Origin of the sequence: Glaciimonas sp. PAMC28666 (genome assembly GCF_016917355.1) — a bacterium.
Classification (GTDB): domain Bacteria; phylum Pseudomonadota; class Gammaproteobacteria; order Burkholderiales; family Burkholderiaceae_D; genus Glaciimonas.
In genome coordinates this window covers 2,222,994-2,240,113 of sequence record NZ_CP070304.1, presented here as the reverse complement: position 1 = coordinate 2,240,113, position 17,120 = coordinate 2,222,994, and the positions used below count along the sequence as shown (strand labels likewise).

The following is a 17,120-nucleotide window of genomic DNA, read 5'->3' as shown; positions in this document are numbered from 1 at the left end:
CTGCAAAGGTAAAATACATCATCATGAGGAGCATCAAATGAAATCCCCGCGTACATTCTCTTTTAAAACACGTTATACGGCATCGCTGGTAAGCGCTATTTTTACGGTATTGGCAGGGTTCGGCGGCCTCACCGCAATTGCAGCAACAACATCCCTATCGGCCTACGCTGCGGACGCACCGGTCATCATCGCCCCGCCCGCGATCAACAACGTTAAAGTAAAAGGCGCGCCGCAAACCGCCGTATTTGCTGGCGGCTGCTTCTGGGGCGTGCAAGGCGTATTCGAACATGTTCGCGGAGTGCGCAAAGTTGTCTCCGGCTACTCTGGCGGCGAAAAGAACAGTGCCCAATATGAAACCGTCAGCTCGGGCACAACCGGCCACGCTGAATCGGTGCAGATCACCTTCGACCCGGCTGAAGTGTCCTACGGCGAACTGCTGCAGGTGTTCTTCTCTGTGACGCAGGACCCGACCCAATTAAACCGTCAGGGACCTGATAGCGGCAGCCAATACCGTTCCAACATTTTCTATGCCGATGACACGCAAAAAAATATTGCACAGGCATATATTGCGCAATTAACGAAAGCACACGCCTTTCCCGCAAGCATCGTGACCCGTGTTGACCCGCTCAAAGGGTTTTATCCGGCTGAAGCGTATCACCAGGATTTCCTGGCGCACAATCCGACTTATCCCTATATCGTCTATAACGACTTACCCAAAATCGACAACCTGAAACGCGTCTTTCCGAAGCTCTACACTAACGTTGCGGTAGCTAGCGGGTATTGATGCCGAGAGGGCGGGCGGTCAAGCGGCTGCTCTGCCTTTGTTGCCGCCCTGAAGAAGTCCTCAAGCGCAGAAAAACACCATTTCGAGCGCAAAAATTCCTTTCATTTGTAGGTTTGATCCTCCTTGTTTTGCCGCGGCGAAGAGTCCAGAATGCGGTATGGTCATTGTGATTTTGAACATATCTCAAGGAGTCTGCCATGCAACTCAATCCCTACCTCGGCTTCAATGGACAATGTAAAGCCGCATTCACTTTTTATGCCACCTGCCTCGACGGAGAAGTCATCGCCATGATGACCTATGGCGAGACGCCGATGGCTGAACAGACATCGCCTGATTTTCACGACAAAATTATTCACGCCCGCATGATGGTGGGCGACAAGATGTTGATGGGTGCCGATAGCCCACCCGATCATTACGAACCCGCCAAAGGTTTCCACGTTATGTTGGGTATTGACGAACCGGAAGAAGCGGAACGCGTGTTTGCCGCGTTAGCGGAAAACGGCACGATCCAGATGCCGATAGCGGAAACCTTCTGGGCGAAACGTTTCGGCATGCTGGTCGATCAATTCAACATTCCATGGATGATTAACTGTGAAAGAGACCGTAACGATACCTTGGAATAGTTGCTTTCAATGCTGAACGATGCTCCAAAACTTACCACAGCGCGAACCGGGCGTTGATCGAACGGTTCGCGCGATTGCCTCGCATTATTGCCACGCATTATTGCCTCGCATTTTTGCCTCGCATTTTTGCCTCGCAAATTATTATTTAATCAGCAACATCAATCCAAATCAATCCCCATTCCCCGACTCTTAATGACGATGCCGGTGGTCAAAGCCCCCAATTCAAGGGACAATCCACCATCATGCAGCTAACCATGTGGTTTTGATGACAGTTAGCCATCACCGCCACGCAGCGTCACTCTCTGAGTCACTTTTACATCGAATCCGATCATTCCCCTATGCCATTTTCTTCATTAGGTCTGCTGCCCTCACTTTTGCACGCCATTAGCGAATCAGGCTATCTTGAACCCACCGCCATTCAGGCCGCGGCCATCCCTGCCATTCTGCAAGGTCACGATGTAGTTGGATCGGCGCAAACCGGTTCCGGCAAGACTGCCGCCTTTTCATTGCCTTTGTTGCAATTATTAAATACTCCGTCCGTCGAAAAGTCTCGGGATCGGTCCACGCGGGCGCTTGTTCTGGTGCCAACGCGGGAGTTGGCAGCACAAGTGGGCGAGGCACTGCAGCTGCTTGCGCAACACAGTTCGCAGCCGCTCAGGATCATGACCTTGTTCGGCGGCGTATCGATCAATCCGCAAATGATGGCACTGCGCGGTGGGGCAGATATCGTAGTGGCCACACCAGGGCGTTTGTTAGATCTGCTGGACCATAATGCACTCAGCATTTCAGCCGTGTCGATCCTTGTGCTGGACGAGGCGGATCGTCTGCTGGACCTTGGCTTTGCGGATGAAATAGGACGGATTTTGGCGTTGTTGCCCGAACGTCGTCAAAACGTCTTCTTTTCGGCAACATTTCCCCCTGCGGTGGAAGCCCTGTCCAAAAAGATATTGCGCAACCCCAAGCGCATTGCGATCGCGCCAGAACCGGCTTCCCAGCCTGACATCGTTCAGCGCGCTATTGCCGTTGATCCAAAACGGCGGACACAATTACTGGTCCATTTGCTAAAACAAAACAAATGGGAGCGCGTGCTGGCGTTTGTAGCCACCAAATACGCCGCCGATTACGTGACGGAAAAATTGCATCGCTCCGGCATCAAAGCTGCCGCATTCCACGGTGAATTCAGCCAAGGAGCACGTACCCGCATATTGGCAGAATTTAAAGCTGGCGACTTGCAAGTGCTGGTGGCAACCGATGTGGCCGCACGCGGTATCGACATTCCGCAATTGCCGGTCGTGCTGAACTACGACTTACCGCGTTCAGCCGTCGACTACACGCACCGGATCGGCCGCACCGGTCGGGCGGGAGAAACCGGCATCGCTGTCAGCTTCATCAGCGCGGATACTGAAGCGCACTTTCGATTGATAGAAAAGCGTCATGATCTGCGCTGCGCACGCGAAGAAATCGCCGGGTTCGAACCGGTGGAAACCTTGTCTTCCGAGACTTCAAGTGCGATTGCCCGGACGATGAACGCCGATACGCTATCCGAAAACGCCCCGGATAATCCGGCGAATGGCGGCATAAAAGGCAAACGCAAGAGTAAAAAAGACAAACTGCGTGAAGCGGCTGCGCTCAACCAAAAAGAGTGATGGGACGCATTGCGGCATCAACGCTCTCATTTTTTTTCAGTTAAAAGCGACAAGTTCGCTGCGAACGGCTCCTCTCCATGATGACTTTCCTTACGCCAAAGAATCACCTCCGTGCCATGTCGACTGCCCCATCCAAGGCTGTCTCCAGCATTTTAGGACGGTTCAAACACATCATTACCGGCGTGATCATCGTCTCGATGGTGCTGGGTGCAGCAGGTTGCGCGATTACGCCGGTACCGATGTCAGCGCAAACAGCGGCCGCGTTAAAGACTCAGCAACCGATTCGTTTTTTGCTCACCTTTGACGACGGACCGGCCCGGCCCAGGACGGATAACTCGACGCTCTCGATCCTCAATACGCTGGCGCTCAATCCGGTGCAACCCGGTATAAAAGCACTCTTTTTCGTGCAAACCCGCTCATCAGGCGCGGGGGAAACAGCGTTTGGGCGCAGCATCCTGGAACGTGAAGTCGCCGAGGGACATTTGCTGGGATTTCATACTGCCACGCCACGCCACGCGAATCACCGCTTCCTCACTCCGGAAAAACTGGAAGCGTCCCTCAACGACGGCATTGGCGACATTGTTGCCATTCAGGGCAGCGCACCCAAGCTGGTACGGCCACCATTCTGGAACTACGACAAACGCACGTTCGGCGTTTATCAAGAACACGGCATGCATATTTTGCTGACGGATCTCAGCGCGAATGACGGCAAAATCTACGGCTTTAAGGCCAGCTTACGGCGACGCTCGAATATGTTGCATATGCTGACGGACGTACGCGAAAGAATCGCCGCAGGCGAGCTGCCAGCAGTCGATGGCAGCATCCCGGTCGTCGTTACTTTCCACGACATCAATGGCTACACCGCCGACCACATGGCGGAATATCTGCAAATTTTGCTGGATTGCGCCCGCGCCGTAGCGTTGCCAACCGCCCCCAAAGCCTTTTACGACAACAAGGAAGAAGCCGAACGCGCTGCCTTGGGCAGAAGCGTGCTGAGCGGAGACCAAAACACCCACTTACCCGGCTTCTGGAATTTTTTATGGGCCTGGATGTAGTCGCGTGTTGTTACGCAGAAACAACAAAAACTACACACAACAATAGCGCACCTAGCTACAATGGCACAGCTGTCGGCCACCATAAGCAGATCAGAGACCCTCTAAAATCCATTGATTACTGCCGATCGCATCGGTATCGCCGATGTATCCCTGGCTGGCGCATTCAGCCAGCCTTGATGAATTTTAGACGTTTTCGCCCTCTACCAACATGCTACTTATAGGCTGCTAACAGGCTGCAAACAGGCTTCAATGAGATTTCAGTCAGCAGCTTTCAATTATCTTCAGGTATTACTTCAGGTATTACAACAGTCCATAAAGGGGAATGTATGCATCTCAAAAATTGGTTAAAACCGTTGGTTGCGTCAGTGTTCGTACTGGCCTTAATTGGTAATGCAGGCGCAGTTGGGGTACCGGCGGTCGAGGCAAAAAATGGGATGGTCGTGACCTCTCAGCATTTAGCATCACAAGTCGGTGTCGATATTTTGAAAATGGGCGGTAATGCAGTTGATGCGGCGGTCGCGGTTGGTTACGCACAAGCAGTCGTCAATCCGTGCTGCGGCAATATCGGCGGCGGTGGATTCATGACCATTCATCTGGCCGATGGACGTGACACTTTCATTAACTTCCGTGAAAAAGCACCAGCAGCAGCCAGCGCCAATATGTATCTGGATGCAGACGGCAAAGTCATCGGCGACGCCAGTCTGTATGGTTATCTGGCAGTCGGCGTTCCGGGCACTGTGCTGGGACTCGACACTGCACAGCGTAAATACGGCAAATTGACCCGCGCACAGGTGATGCTGCCAGCAATCAAATTAGCCCGTGACGGCTTTATCCTGAATCGCGGCGATACCGACATTCTCGATACGACAATCAAATACTTCAAAAAAGACCCGGAAGCCAGCCGCATTTTCTTGCGCCGCGACGGTTCACCTTTGCAACCGGGCGACCGTCTGGTGCAAAAGGATCTGGCCAAAACGCTTGAGGCTATTTCACGCCGCGGTCCTGACGCTTTCTATAAAGGTGCCATTCCAGAAGCCGTTGAACGTGCTTCGAAGAGCGGCAAAGGAATCATCACTGCGGCCGATTTTGCTGATTACAAGATTACCGAAACTGCGCCTGTGACCTGCGATTATCGCGGTTATGTCTTCGTGTCCGCACCACCACCGAGTTCAGGCGGCGCGACGATGTGTCAGATCCTCAACACGCTTGAAGGCTATGACCTGAAATCGATGGGCTTTAATTCTGCAGCGGCAGTGCATGTCATGACAGAAGCAATGCGCCACGCTTACATGGACCGCAACACATTTTTGGGCGATCCGGAATTTGTGAAAAACCCGCTCGAGCGTCTGTTGAGCAAGCCTTACGCTGCAGCAATCCGCGAAAAAATCAGCGCCGATAAAGCCACCCCATCGGCAGAAGTGCAGCCCGGTATGGCCCCGCACGAAAAGCCTGAGACCACGCACTACTCCATCGTCGATAAGGACGGCAATGCAGTATCAACCACCTACACGATCAATGGTCGCTTTGGTGCGGTCGTGATTGCGCCGGGAACAGGCTTTTTCCTGAATGACGAAATGGATGATTTCACCGTCAAAATCGGTGTAAAAAATCTGTACGGTCTGGTACAAGGTGCCACCAATTCAATTGCACCGGGCAAACGTCCGCTGTCTTCGATGTCACCAACCTTGATCACCAAAGACGGCAAGACCTTCATGGTGCTGGGTTCACCAGGCGGTTCGCGCATTATCACCATTACCCTGGAAACAGCGCTTAATGTGATCGACTTTGGCATGGGTCCGCAAGAAGCAGTTGATGCACCACGCTTCCATCACCAATGGCTGCCGGATGAGGTGTATTACGAAACTCGCGGCATGTCAGCGGATACGTTGAAAATCCTGCGTGGAATGGGCTACAAAATGACGGAACAAACCCCGTGGGGCGCAGCTGAAGTCATCATGATCGGCTTGCCAGGTGCAGCCGGTGTTTCAGCAGCCAGTTCTGGAAATGATGCCGGTGTATCAGGTAAAGTTCTGCCGGGCTTCTTCTACGGTGCCAACGACGGCCGTCGCCCTGCCGGCGCTGCCATGGGCTACTAAGTCCTGTCAGGTCGGATCATCGACCTGAACTGTAATGCACAAAGAGGGAGCGCATGCGCTCCCTCTTTTCGTTTCTATGTTCCATCTTGAAAACATAAAATATCTATTTTTTTCCGATAAAGTTCTTACTCGGTCGCCGGATCAATCGCTGGCAGGAGCTAGCCCATCAATGCGCCCCTCCGCCACTTCCGCCAACATCTGAGATGACATCAATGCGAGACGCAGCAAGCGCTCGGTGGCATTCACATCCAACATCGGTAACGTATCAGTGCCTCTGTCCGCGTTGCTTACCTGCACCAGATCGATGCAGGTTTTGACACCCTGGCAGATATCGATCGTCATGGCATAAAACTGCGCGCTCTGATCATGTTGATGGTGTGAAGGCAGCCATGAAAAGGCTTGATGGGTTGCTTCTGGTGTTGGTATTGGTGTTGATGCGGTAGAGAATGAGGAAGTTGTATTGGCAGGCTTTTTCATGATTGCATCCCCTTTTTAGCGTGGCTAATAAGCCGCGTCATGGACTGAAAACGGCGGAGAGCGGACGTGGTAATACTCGGCATTGTTATTTCCTTCGGATAGTGATTAATCCGCGCCCCGCTGCTAAACGGGGTGGGCGGCAAATGGCAGGGTTAGCAGACCAGTATCCAAAGCAACCGGCAGGCCGAAGCCTCCCCACCATTGCCCCCCAAAAAGGCACAACAATAGTGAACGCACAAAATAATACGGCATTGCGCCGTTTGTGCGCTTTGGATAAGTCTGGCTGCTAAACCCGTTCCCCTCTTTGTCAGGGACGAAATCAGTATAAGGCATCAAAGCAACTTCTGTGAAGCGTTGATTTTCGGCGGAAACTGCACATCTGCATGCCCTGCTTATGTTCTGCTTTTTATGTCCGACTTATGTTCTGTTTCTGCTCTATCACCCAACCTGCAATTTTTTACTACTCCGTATTCAAACATAAGCAATTTACCTAACTGTCAGCGCCAGTACCGTTTATTGCCTTGCTTTTGAGACATAGTCTGTTCTCTCAAATGCCAGCACGGAAATAGGCAAGCACGCTTTTTTTTGCAAACTCCCCCTTCTGACTGAACTCCTGCCATCGACCAATTCACGCCGTTCCCGTGGTGTGGTCGCCGGTAGATAACACCGCATTTTTCTACCCATCATTCGCAGATCAGATCAGATTTGTAACACCGGAGTTGAGGCATGAATAAACAGTTTTATCGTACGCTCTTTAGCCATGCCTCCGGTCAATATATCGCGGTTGCCGAGAACACACGGGGCCGCAGTAAATGCTCGGTGGGCGGCAACGCCCCCGCCGGATTCACTTTCCTGCCGATGCGTTTTGCGCTGTTGGCGGTGTTGGTGGCAGCCACTTTCGGGCGCGTCACGCTGGTACAGGCACAAACCATCGCCTATAAACATGGCGGGCCTGCGCCCATGATCGACAGGGCCGCCAACGGCGTGCCGGTGGTGCAGATCGTCCAGCCAAACGCGACAGGGCTCAGTCATAATCGTTACAGCGCCTTCAACGTCGATAGTAACGGCTTAATTCTCAACAACAGCCCGACCTCGGTCAGCACCACGCTGGGCGGCTACATTCAGGGCAATGCCCAACTCAATACCGGTGCGCAGGTCATCCTCAACGAAACCCTCGGCGTCTCGCCCAGTCACCTTAATGGCTATATTGAGGTGGCCGGACAACGCGCCGACGTCATTGTCGCCAATCCCAACGGCCTGTCCATCAATGGATTTGGCGTGATCAATGGCGGCCATGTCACCTTGACCACCGGGGTGCCGCAATTCGGCGGCGCAGGCAGTCTGGCCGCGTTCCGGGTCACCCGTGGCGCGATTATGGTCGAAGGCGGCGGCATCAACGCCTCGCCCAACGACAGCCTGTCCCTCATTAGCCGTTCACTGATCGCCAACGCCCAGATTCACGCCAGCCGTCTGGGCATTGTCACCGGTGCCAACCGCGTCACGCCCGATATGACCGGCATCGAAATCATCCAGGGCGAAGGCGGTCAACCGACGATAGCGATTGACTCCTCTGCGCTGGGCGGCCTGTACGCCAACAAGATTAAACTGGTCGGCACCGAAGCGGGAGTCGGCGTGCGCACCTATGGCGACATGGCCTCCAACGGCGACTTTAGCCTCGACGTCAATGGTAAAATTACGCTCAACGGTCACACCAATGCGGGTGGACAATTCACCCTGCGCAGCAGCGACGGCCTCGACAATACCGGCACGCTGTATGCGCAGAACGTGGCGCTCGTCAGTGGTGGTCAGATTGGTAATAGTGGCACGATTGCCGCCCACACCGATCTGTCGGTGCACGGCGCACAGATCGCCTCCAGCGGTATCCTGGCCGCCGGCATTGACCGTTCCGGTCAGGCCACCTTCGCTGGCAATTTGCGCTTGCAGGCCGACGGCACGCTGGTCGCCACCGGCCACAACACCGCTGGCGGCAATCTGACCATGACAGCGGCCGACATCGATGTCACCGGTGCCGTTACCAGCGCTAACGGCACTGTTTCCCTCACGGCCACCGCAGGCAATATCGACCACACGGGCGGCACGCTGCAGACCACGGGCCACACCACCCTAAACGCCAGCGGCGCGATCATCAACGATGGCGGTGTCATCAACACGGCGCAGTGGAGCAGCCATTCTGATGCATTATCGAACGTCGGTGGCGCGCTGCTGCAATCCGGTACCGACCCGACCACGATCACCACGGCGAACGCGATCAATAACCATGGCGGCACCCTCGCCACCAATGCCCATCACCTGACGGTGCAAGCAGGCAGCCTGCACAATGAAGGCGGTCACATCACGCAGGCTGGTAACGGCACCTTAAACATTCACACCGGCGCATTTAGCAACGCGGCGGGGACTGTGGTGACGAATGGGGAGCTACTGCTGCATGCGGTGAGTCTGGACAACCGCGATGGCAGCATCGCCGCCAACCGTAGGGCGCTGCTGCAACTGTTTGGCGATATGAACAATGTTCGCGGAAGCGTGCAAGCCGCCCAGGGTTTGACGGCCAGTGCCGCCAACATCGACAACACCGCAGGTCGCATCACCGCATCAGGGACCGATGGCCTGTGGTTGGACGCACGCGGTCTGTTGATCAACATCGCGGGCACGGGCGCGGATGGCGTAGAAGGAGGTGTGATTGGTGGCAATGGCGATGTCATGATTAACGCTGTGAATGCCATCAACAGCGGCAGCATCACGGCTGGGCGTCAGTTAGCCGTCACCATCGGCAATCACCTCAATAACAACGGCGGTCGCCTGGCGGCAGCGGACACCCTGACGGCACACGCGGCTGCGTTAAGCAACGCGCAGGGGACGCTGGATGCAGCAAAAATTGACGCCAGCATTGCGCAACTCAACAATAACAGCGGCAAGATCAACGCCGATCAGTTGCGCCTGCATGCCACCAACTTACAGAATCACCACGGTGAAATCACCCAGTTTGGCCACGACACCAGCGTGATTGATGTTACCGACACGCTGGATAATTCGGCTGGTGGCAATATTCACACCAACAGCACCGATCTGATCCTGACCCCGCAGCACTTCAATAATACCGATGGCATCCTCTCTCACGCTGGCACTGGCAGGTTGACGATCCATCTCGGCGCAGGTGTTCTCGACAACCGGGGTGGCACCCTGGGCAGTAACGGTGCCCTCGACGCCCGTGCCGCGACCATCAATAACCAATCCGGTACGATGTTCGGGGCAGATGCCCTCACCCTCAGCGCCACGCAGGGCGACATCGACAACAGCGGTGGTTCCCTCTCGGGCGACCGGATCGCGCTGCAGGCGACAGGCAATATCAATAACGCCCACGGTAAAATGGCCGCGCTCAGAAATGGCTTTACCGTTCACGCGAACAGCTTCAACAATGCCGCAGGCACCGTACAGAATCTTGGCGCGGCCGCGCTCTCGATGACCCTCCGGCAAGGCTTGTACAATACGGCCGCGCAAGGCATCGGAGGCTTAATTGGGAGCGCCGGTAACCTGCAGATTCACGCCAGCGCAATCGACAATACGGCCGGGACCCTCTACGCACAACAGGATGTGACGGTGCAGGCCGATGGTACGCTCACCAACGCCAGCGGCGTGATCCAGAGTGACGGCGCGATGGCGGTGAGTGCCACCGGCGCGCTGGAGAACCACGCTGGTCGGATCGAAGCCAATGGTCATGACGCAACGCTGACGGTGACCGCGTCCGGCCTGGACAATAGCGGCGGCCGGATCGCCAACAGCGGCAGCGGTGCCACAACGCTCGACGGCGGTGCCGCCATCACCAATACCGCAGGCATGATCGGTGCCAATGGCAAGCTGACGCTGGTCGCGGACCGTCTGACCAACACGCACGGCCAGATCATTGCCGCTGACGATGTAACGCTGGCGATTGCGCAGCACCTCGACAATGATCAGGGGAAATTGTTTGCCGCACGGCATCTGCGCATGCAACAAGCGGCCGCCACGCTCACCAATCGCGCGGGCACGATTGCGTCCTCGGGCGACACCACGATGGCGGTTGCCCGTCTCGACAACAGTGGTGGTCAGATCGGCAACACCGGAGGGGATGGCGGCAACATCGTGCTGACCGCCGGCGCAGACGTCATCAATACCGCAGGCACCATCAGCAGCGATCACAATACGACCATCACCGCCGCTACCCTGATCGGCGACGGTACCATTCTGGCCGGACAAGACGCCACGCTCCATCTGCAGGGCGATTACACCAACACGGTGGGCAATGTCCTCCGCGCCAACCGGGATGTGACGCTCACCACCACCGGCACGCTCACCAATGCCGGTCAGCTCGAAGCGGTGCGCCATCTGCGCTTGTCAGCGGCCAATGTCACGAACCAGTTCGGTGCGTTGATCAATGCCGGTAATGGCAATACTGTCATCAAGGCCACCCGCGCCGTCTATAACCGGGGGCGCATCTACGGCGATGATGTGGTCATTGGGGCCGACACCGTCACCAACGACGGCGTGCTGCACGCCGACGGCACGACCGCCCAGGCCGGTGTCATCGCCGCCCGCCACGACCTCATGATCGGGGCACAGAGCCTCGTTAACCGCGAACACGCAAGCCTGATCAGTCTCAACGACATGGTGCTCGGAGGGGCGCTGGACGCCCAGGAGCAGGTAACGGGCAACGCGGTGTCCATCGTCAATGCCTCAGCCAGCATCGAAGCAGGACAAGATCTCACGCTGCACACGGCGAATCTGACCAACGCAAACCGGCATTTCAGCACCGCGCTGGTGGCGGACCCGACCCGGACCCGGCGCGTCACGCAATACCGTGTCTGGAATGATGACATCTGGTATGACGCCGATCAGGTCAGCTGGGACAATAACGGCGGCATGGTGCTGATCCTGCCCGATGGCAGCCGCTTTGAGAAGTTCTACAAACAGGACTACACGCAAATCGTGCGCACCACCGAAGTGATCTCCAGCGACCCCGGCCAGATCACTTCCGGCGGCAACATGACCTTATCGGGCAACGTCACCAATGACAAAAGCACCTTCATTGCCGGTGGCACCTTAGGCGGCCAGGTCGGTAGCCTCAATAACCTCGGTGCACCGGGCGAAATCGTGACGACCAACCACATGACCGCCCTGCACAATTACTATCACTGGGTGAGCGGCCATCCGCATCAGGATCACTACACCTATGACAACGATGGTGCCGCGTACGACGTCATCTTGCCGTCGCAACACATCGATTTACCGGTCTGGACGGTGCGCGAAGATACCCGCCCGGAGCAGGGCGACAATGGGGCCCTCGGCACCGGCGTCGATAGCAACAGGGTCCCTTCCTCCGATAGCGGCGGGATCGGCAACAATCAGGGAGCCCATCATCTGGCTGGAAACGGCCAGACCGTCGACAATGCAGACGGCTCTGCCGGCAACAACACCGGACTGGCCGGTCACCCGCAAACGGTCGGCCAACTGGGGGTACCGCTGCCCAATCTCACGATTGGCAACAGTCAACTGTTTCCGCTCTCCCCCAACCCCCATTCTCCCTATCTGGTGGAGACTGATCCCAGCTTTACCAATTACCGCCAGTTCCTCTCCAGCGATTATCTGCTGGCACGCCTCGGCATCGATCCGTTGCGGACCCAGAAACGGCTGGGCGACGGCTTTTATGAACAAAAGCTGATCAACGATCAAATCACCCAATTAACCGGCAAGCGCTTTTTAGGCGACTTTGCCAGCAACGAAGCGCAATACCAGGCGCTGATGGAAAGCGGCCTCGCCAGCGCTGCCCAGTGGCAACTGACGCCCGGCACGGCGTTGACGGCGGCGCAAATGGCCGCATTAACCCATGACATGGTGTGGTTAGTATCGCAAGCCGTGACACTCCCCGATGGCAGTACCCAACGCGTCTTCGTCCCCGTCGTGTATCTGGCACGGGGCGAGGCGGGCGATGCTGGCAATACCGCTCCTACCGGATCAGTCATGGCCGGGCGCGATATGGATCTGAACGTTCACGGCACACTCGATAACGGTGGCACCGTGCAGGCCACCAACACCCTGCTGATCCACGCGACCGATCTTCATAACACGGGCGCGATCCGCAGCGATGCCACCACCGGCACCACCGTGCTGGTGGCCGATCACGATCTCCTGAACCACGGCGGCAGCATTGCCGGGCACCGCGTCGGCCTGGTGGCCGGACGCGACATCGTCATCGAGAGTGTCACCAGCACCGCCAGCAGCAAAAATGGTCGCAACGTCGGCCTCAGCCAGCTGGCCCGGGTGGATGCCGATCAGCTCAGCATGCAGAGCGGGCGCGACATTCAACTCACCGCTGCGGCCATTCACACCACCGGGGATGCCGCCTTCGTGGCGGGCCGTGATCTCAGCCTGACCACACGCACCGCCGAGGCCACCTCCAACGTGACCTATGGCGAGCACAACCATCTCAACGAACACCAGACCCAAGTCCAGGGCACCGTGCTGCAGGCCGGTGGCACAGTTACCCTGGCCGCCGGGCAAGATGTGCGTCTCCATGCGGCCGCAGTGCAGGCCGATGCCGCACTGGCGGTGGCCGCAGGGCGCGATGTCAATGTGACCTCTGCCCAACAAACCAGCAGCAAGGACCAGGAAATTACCACCACCACGCACGGCTTGTCAGGGTCGTCACGTTCGCACATGCTCGACTTGCAACAGAACAGTGAGGCCATCGGCAGTCGCCTCACCGGCAACAGCATTGCCATCGTCTCCGGGCGCGACACCACCATCAAGGGTAGCCAGGTCACCGCCCAACAGGCCCTCGCCATCAATGCCGGACGCGACCTGAACATCTTCAGTGCCCGCAATACCAGCGCAGGCAGTTACCAACGCGAAGAAACCCAATCCGGGTTCTCGGGCGGCCTGTTGACGGGGATCAGCTATGGCAACAGCGCACAGGCGCACCGTCAGGGCGGCACCAGCGTGCGCCAGAGCGGCAGCGAGATCAGTGGTGCCAACGTCCATCTGATCAGCGGGCGGGACACCACCGTGCGCGCCAGCGCCATCACCGCAGACCGCGATGTCGGCGTCTTCGCCGGACGCAATATCAACATCGTCACCGCGGCCAATACGGAGACGTCCACCACGGACAGTCACCGCAGTGGCACCAGCGTCGGCCTCATCGGCGGCATGAATGCCCGCTTCACGAACTTCAGCCAGACCGCCGCCGCCCAAGACGGTGGCGGCACCAGCACCACCCACAGTACCAGCCTGCTATCTGCCAACGGCGGCAATCTGACGCTGCAAGCTGGCCTGGATGCGCAATACAAGGGGACCGGCCAAGGCAACGTCACCACCCAGGGCGCTGAATTATTGGCAAAAAACACTCTCACCATCGCCGGCAACGCGGTCGACCTGCAAGCCATCCACGATGCCAGCAGCAGTCACGATCATGCCGAAAGCCACAGCACCACCTTGGGCAGCAGCCTGACCGGCACCCTCGGGGGCGCGCTCACCCGTATTGGCGATAACCTCAGCGCCAGCCAGCACACCGGCAACGACCGGCTCAAAGGGGCGTTACGCTTAAAAGCCAGCTACGACGCCTATCAACTCGCCACCGGTGGATTAACGACTACCACCACCGCTGCCGCGCTCGACCCGAATCCGCAAAACAGCAGCAGCGGCGGCTTCGGGGTCAGCGTCAATCTGGGCAGCAGCCATAGCCAGCAAGACAGCCACAATAGTGCCAGCCAGTCACGCGGCACCACGGTACAAGGGCGCACCATTACTGTCACGGCCCGCGAAGGCGACATCACGATGGAAGGTGCCAAACTGCAAGCCACCGACATCGCGCTCGATGCCGCCCGGAATATCAATCTCATTGCCGCTAAAAACACCGCCGCATTGACCTCCTCCAATAGCGGCTCCAGCGCCGGGATCGGTGCCACCCTGGGTTCGAACGGCGAACAGACGGGCCTGAGTTTCCAGCTTGGCGCCTCGATGTCCAAGGGTCACGCAAGCGGCAGTGAAACGACCTACGACAACATGCAAATCAATGCGACGAACCACCTCAGCATGAAGAGCGGCGGCGACACCACGCTGATCGGCGCGCAGTTGGCAGCCAATCACATCGACGCCGATATCGGTGGCAATCTCACCATCCGCACGCTACAAGACCAGAGTGCGTACGACAGCAAACAAGAAAACGGCGGCTTTAGTCTGAGCCTCTGTATTCCGCCAATTTGTGTTGGCAGCATGCTCACCGGCAGCGTCAATTACGCCAGACAAACGGTCGACCACCACTATCGCAGTGCGCACGGACAAAGTGGCATCGCCGCTGGCACCGGCGGCTTTACGCTCAACGTCAAAGGCAACACCGCGCTCGAAGGCGGCGCCATCACCAGCACCGCCCCAGAGGAAAAAAACACCCTGCGCACCGCCAGCCTCACCAGCCGCGATTTGATCAATCAACAACACATCGCCGCCGACAGCCTCAGTGCCGGTTTCTCCACCAACGGCCTCGCCAGCAACCTCACCGGCAACGTCCTCGGCAACCTCACCGGCGGCGCCGGCATGCCCAAGAGTGGGGACGCCACCAGCCACACCGACAGCGTCATCAGCCCGTCCACAGTCACCATCACCGGCACCGGCGACGCCACCACCGACGCCCACAGCCAGGCCACCGCCGAGACCTTAACGCAGCGCGATGCCGCTACCGCCAACGAGACCCTCAGCAACACCTTAACCCTGCAGCAAGCCCACAATTTACAGGCAGAACAACAACGCGCACAAGACAACCAGCGCGCCGCCGACATCGCCGGCGCAGCCCTCAACGGCATGGTCGGCGACATCGCACAAAAAGCCGGCTACCCCGACGGCTCCCCCCAAAAGATCGCGCTGCACGGTATCGTCGGACTGATCCAGGCAAAGATCGGTGACAGCAGCGCTGCTGGCGGCGTCGCAGCAGGCATGAGTGTTGAAAAGATGTCACCGCTCATTAGCGAATACCTGCTCAATAACGGCTACGACATCAGCAGCAAGGAAGGACTGCAGGCCTACAACGACATGATGGGACTGGGAGCGACGCTGGTCGGTGCGGCTGCAGGCGGATTAGCAGGCGGCGGGATGGATAGCGCTGGCATGGGCGGGATGATGGGGAAGAATGCGGACGCTAATAATCGGCAGTTGCATCAAAGCGAATATGATCTGGCGAAAAAGCATGCCCGGTTAGTCGCAAAGAAACTGGGTATCAGTGAGCAAGATGCCGAAGCCCGCATTGTGGCCGAGATACTGAGCAATTCTGATCAGGAGACGGCGAATGTCGCCGGTGGCAAACATGATTACGAACTACGCAGCATCATCGGTTGCCAGAATCTGAACTGCGAGGGTGACATAGAGGACACGCAATTTGCTAATCACCATTACAACGATGAATTTATCGGACCGAACCAATGGGCGCATGACAACGGACAGGCGCAAGTTGGGACTGGGCTGAGCTATGACGATCTCGTGAAGGGTCATATTAAAAAAGATCCGGTAGGGACGGCATTGGCTGGCGTTGGGATGATCGGACTGGGGCTGATTACTGGTACTGGATTGCCTGCTTTAGGCATGGCTGGTACGGGTGCTGGAATTGGGATGGGCGTTAATGGGACAGCGCAATGGATTATTGGTAATCCGTTTGATGGTTGGAGTTTCGCTTTGGCGGGTGTGACCGGTGGGGGTTCTACCGGAATGGGGTTTATTCCGGCAATGCTTATTAATATAGGCGGTGCGTTGGCTGGCTCCGGGATGCAAGGTCGGAATCCGAATGACCCCATGACCGGCGCTGCTATTGGTACAGCGATCGGCTATCCGATTGGCTCTAAAATCGAAGGCAGTATGAATAACGCACTTAATCCCTGGTATCGTCAGGACTGGAAAGATGTTGGTATGGGTATGTCGGTGTGGGTGCCGAAGAGTTCGATTCCTTCTTGGACGGGAAATGTGGTGGGAAATGCAATGCAAGAGGGAGCGGGGAGTGGAGTACAAAATAATGATGGGAATAAGAAATGAGGTCGAAGACTAAATTTGAGCTATGGCGATGGGCGTATTTTGTCATCGTGTTCTTATTAACTGGGTTCATCGGAATTCTGCTGATCGGTGAATTTTTGGCAATACCATTAATACGCTGGCTATTTCACGACATTCCCTTCCAACTGCCGACCTGGAATCGTATTGGACGCTGCGCATTAGGTATTTTATTTATTGGTTTTTGGGCTGGAACATTAAGCTGGCATGCTGAGAAACGCAGTTGTGGCCGATGAATTTGTTTATCTTCTCTATTCTTTAAATCAAAAAAAGCCGCTTCCATCCCCGCTAATTGGGCGGGGTTGGGTGCGTTTTTTTAGCTGCTAAAGACCAACAATCGGCAGTCGCATCAAAGCGAACGT

Annotated in this window: 8 protein-coding genes; 6 read left to right on the top strand and 2 right to left on the bottom strand. The window is 56.8% G+C overall.

Features of this window, described 5'->3' with window-relative positions; genetic code table 11:
• Positions 1 to 37 precede the first annotated feature (37 nt).
• From msrA to ggt, 5 genes are all read left to right on the top strand, one after another.
• The gene (msrA, locus tag JQN73_RS09505) at positions 38 to 784 is read left to right on the top strand and encodes a peptide-methionine (S)-S-oxide reductase MsrA (protein ID WP_205322808.1); all 747 of its coding nucleotides are present in this window, start codon (positions 38 to 40) and stop codon (positions 782 to 784) included.
• A gap of 197 nt (positions 785 to 981) precedes the next feature.
• On the top strand, positions 982 to 1,407 hold the full coding sequence (locus tag JQN73_RS09500; protein WP_205322807.1) for a VOC family protein: 426 nt from the start codon (positions 982 to 984) through the stop codon (positions 1,405 to 1,407).
• A 338-nt stretch (positions 1,408 to 1,745) separates the two neighbouring features.
• On the top strand, positions 1,746 to 3,053 hold the full coding sequence (locus JQN73_RS09495; protein WP_205322806.1) for a DEAD/DEAH box helicase: 1,308 nt from the start codon (positions 1,746 to 1,748) through the stop codon (positions 3,051 to 3,053).
• A gap of 77 nt (positions 3,054 to 3,130) precedes the next feature.
• Entirely contained in the window at positions 3,131 to 4,108 is a 978-nt protein-coding gene (locus JQN73_RS09490) for a polysaccharide deacetylase family protein (RefSeq protein WP_240162488.1), read from the top strand.
• Between the two features lie 434 nt (positions 4,109 to 4,542).
• Entirely contained in the window at positions 4,543 to 6,204 is a 1,662-nt protein-coding gene (gene ggt, locus JQN73_RS09485) for a gamma-glutamyltransferase (RefSeq protein ID WP_240162544.1), read from the top strand.
• A gap of 141 nt (positions 6,205 to 6,345) precedes the next feature.
• Here ggt and JQN73_RS09480 read toward each other — a convergent pair whose 3' ends face one another.
• Complete coding sequence (locus JQN73_RS09480) at positions 6,346 to 6,681, bottom strand: hypothetical protein (protein WP_205322804.1); 336 nt, start codon at positions 6,679 to 6,681, stop codon at positions 6,346 to 6,348.
• 123 nt (positions 6,682 to 6,804) lie between these two features.
• A complete protein-coding gene (locus JQN73_RS09475; protein WP_205322803.1) occupies positions 6,805 to 7,014 on the bottom strand; it encodes a hypothetical protein in 210 nt (69 codons plus the stop codon).
• A gap of 393 nt (positions 7,015 to 7,407) precedes the next feature.
• Here JQN73_RS09475 and JQN73_RS09470 point away from each other — a divergent pair, with 393 nt between their 5' ends.
• Positions 7,408 to 16,743: a hemagglutinin repeat-containing protein gene (locus JQN73_RS09470; protein WP_205322802.1), complete on the top strand. Its 9,336-nt coding sequence runs from the start codon at positions 7,408 to 7,410 to the stop codon at positions 16,741 to 16,743.
• Positions 16,744 to 17,120 lie beyond the last annotated feature (377 nt).

Bases quoted from the DNA above. Each gene is read 5' to 3' on its own strand.
- msrA (WP_205322808.1), top strand. From the start codon at position 38: ATGAAATCCCCGCGTACATTCTCTTTTAAAACACGTTATACGGCATCG.
- JQN73_RS09500 (WP_205322807.1), top strand. From the start codon at position 982: ATGCAACTCAATCCCTACCTCGGCTTCAATGGACAATGTAAAGCCGCA.
- JQN73_RS09495 (WP_205322806.1), top strand. From the start codon at position 1,746: ATGCCATTTTCTTCATTAGGTCTGCTGCCCTCACTTTTGCACGCCATT.
- JQN73_RS09490 (WP_240162488.1), top strand. From the start codon at position 3,131: ATGATGACTTTCCTTACGCCAAAGAATCACCTCCGTGCCATGTCGACT.
- ggt (WP_240162544.1), top strand. From the start codon at position 4,543: ATGGTCGTGACCTCTCAGCATTTAGCATCACAAGTCGGTGTCGATATT.
- JQN73_RS09480 (WP_205322804.1), bottom strand. From the start codon at position 6,681: ATGAAAAAGCCTGCCAATACAACTTCCTCATTCTCTACCGCATCAACA.
- JQN73_RS09475 (WP_205322803.1), bottom strand. From the start codon at position 7,014: ATGCCTTATACTGATTTCGTCCCTGACAAAGAGGGGAACGGGTTTAGC.
- JQN73_RS09470 (WP_205322802.1), top strand. From the start codon at position 7,408: ATGAATAAACAGTTTTATCGTACGCTCTTTAGCCATGCCTCCGGTCAA.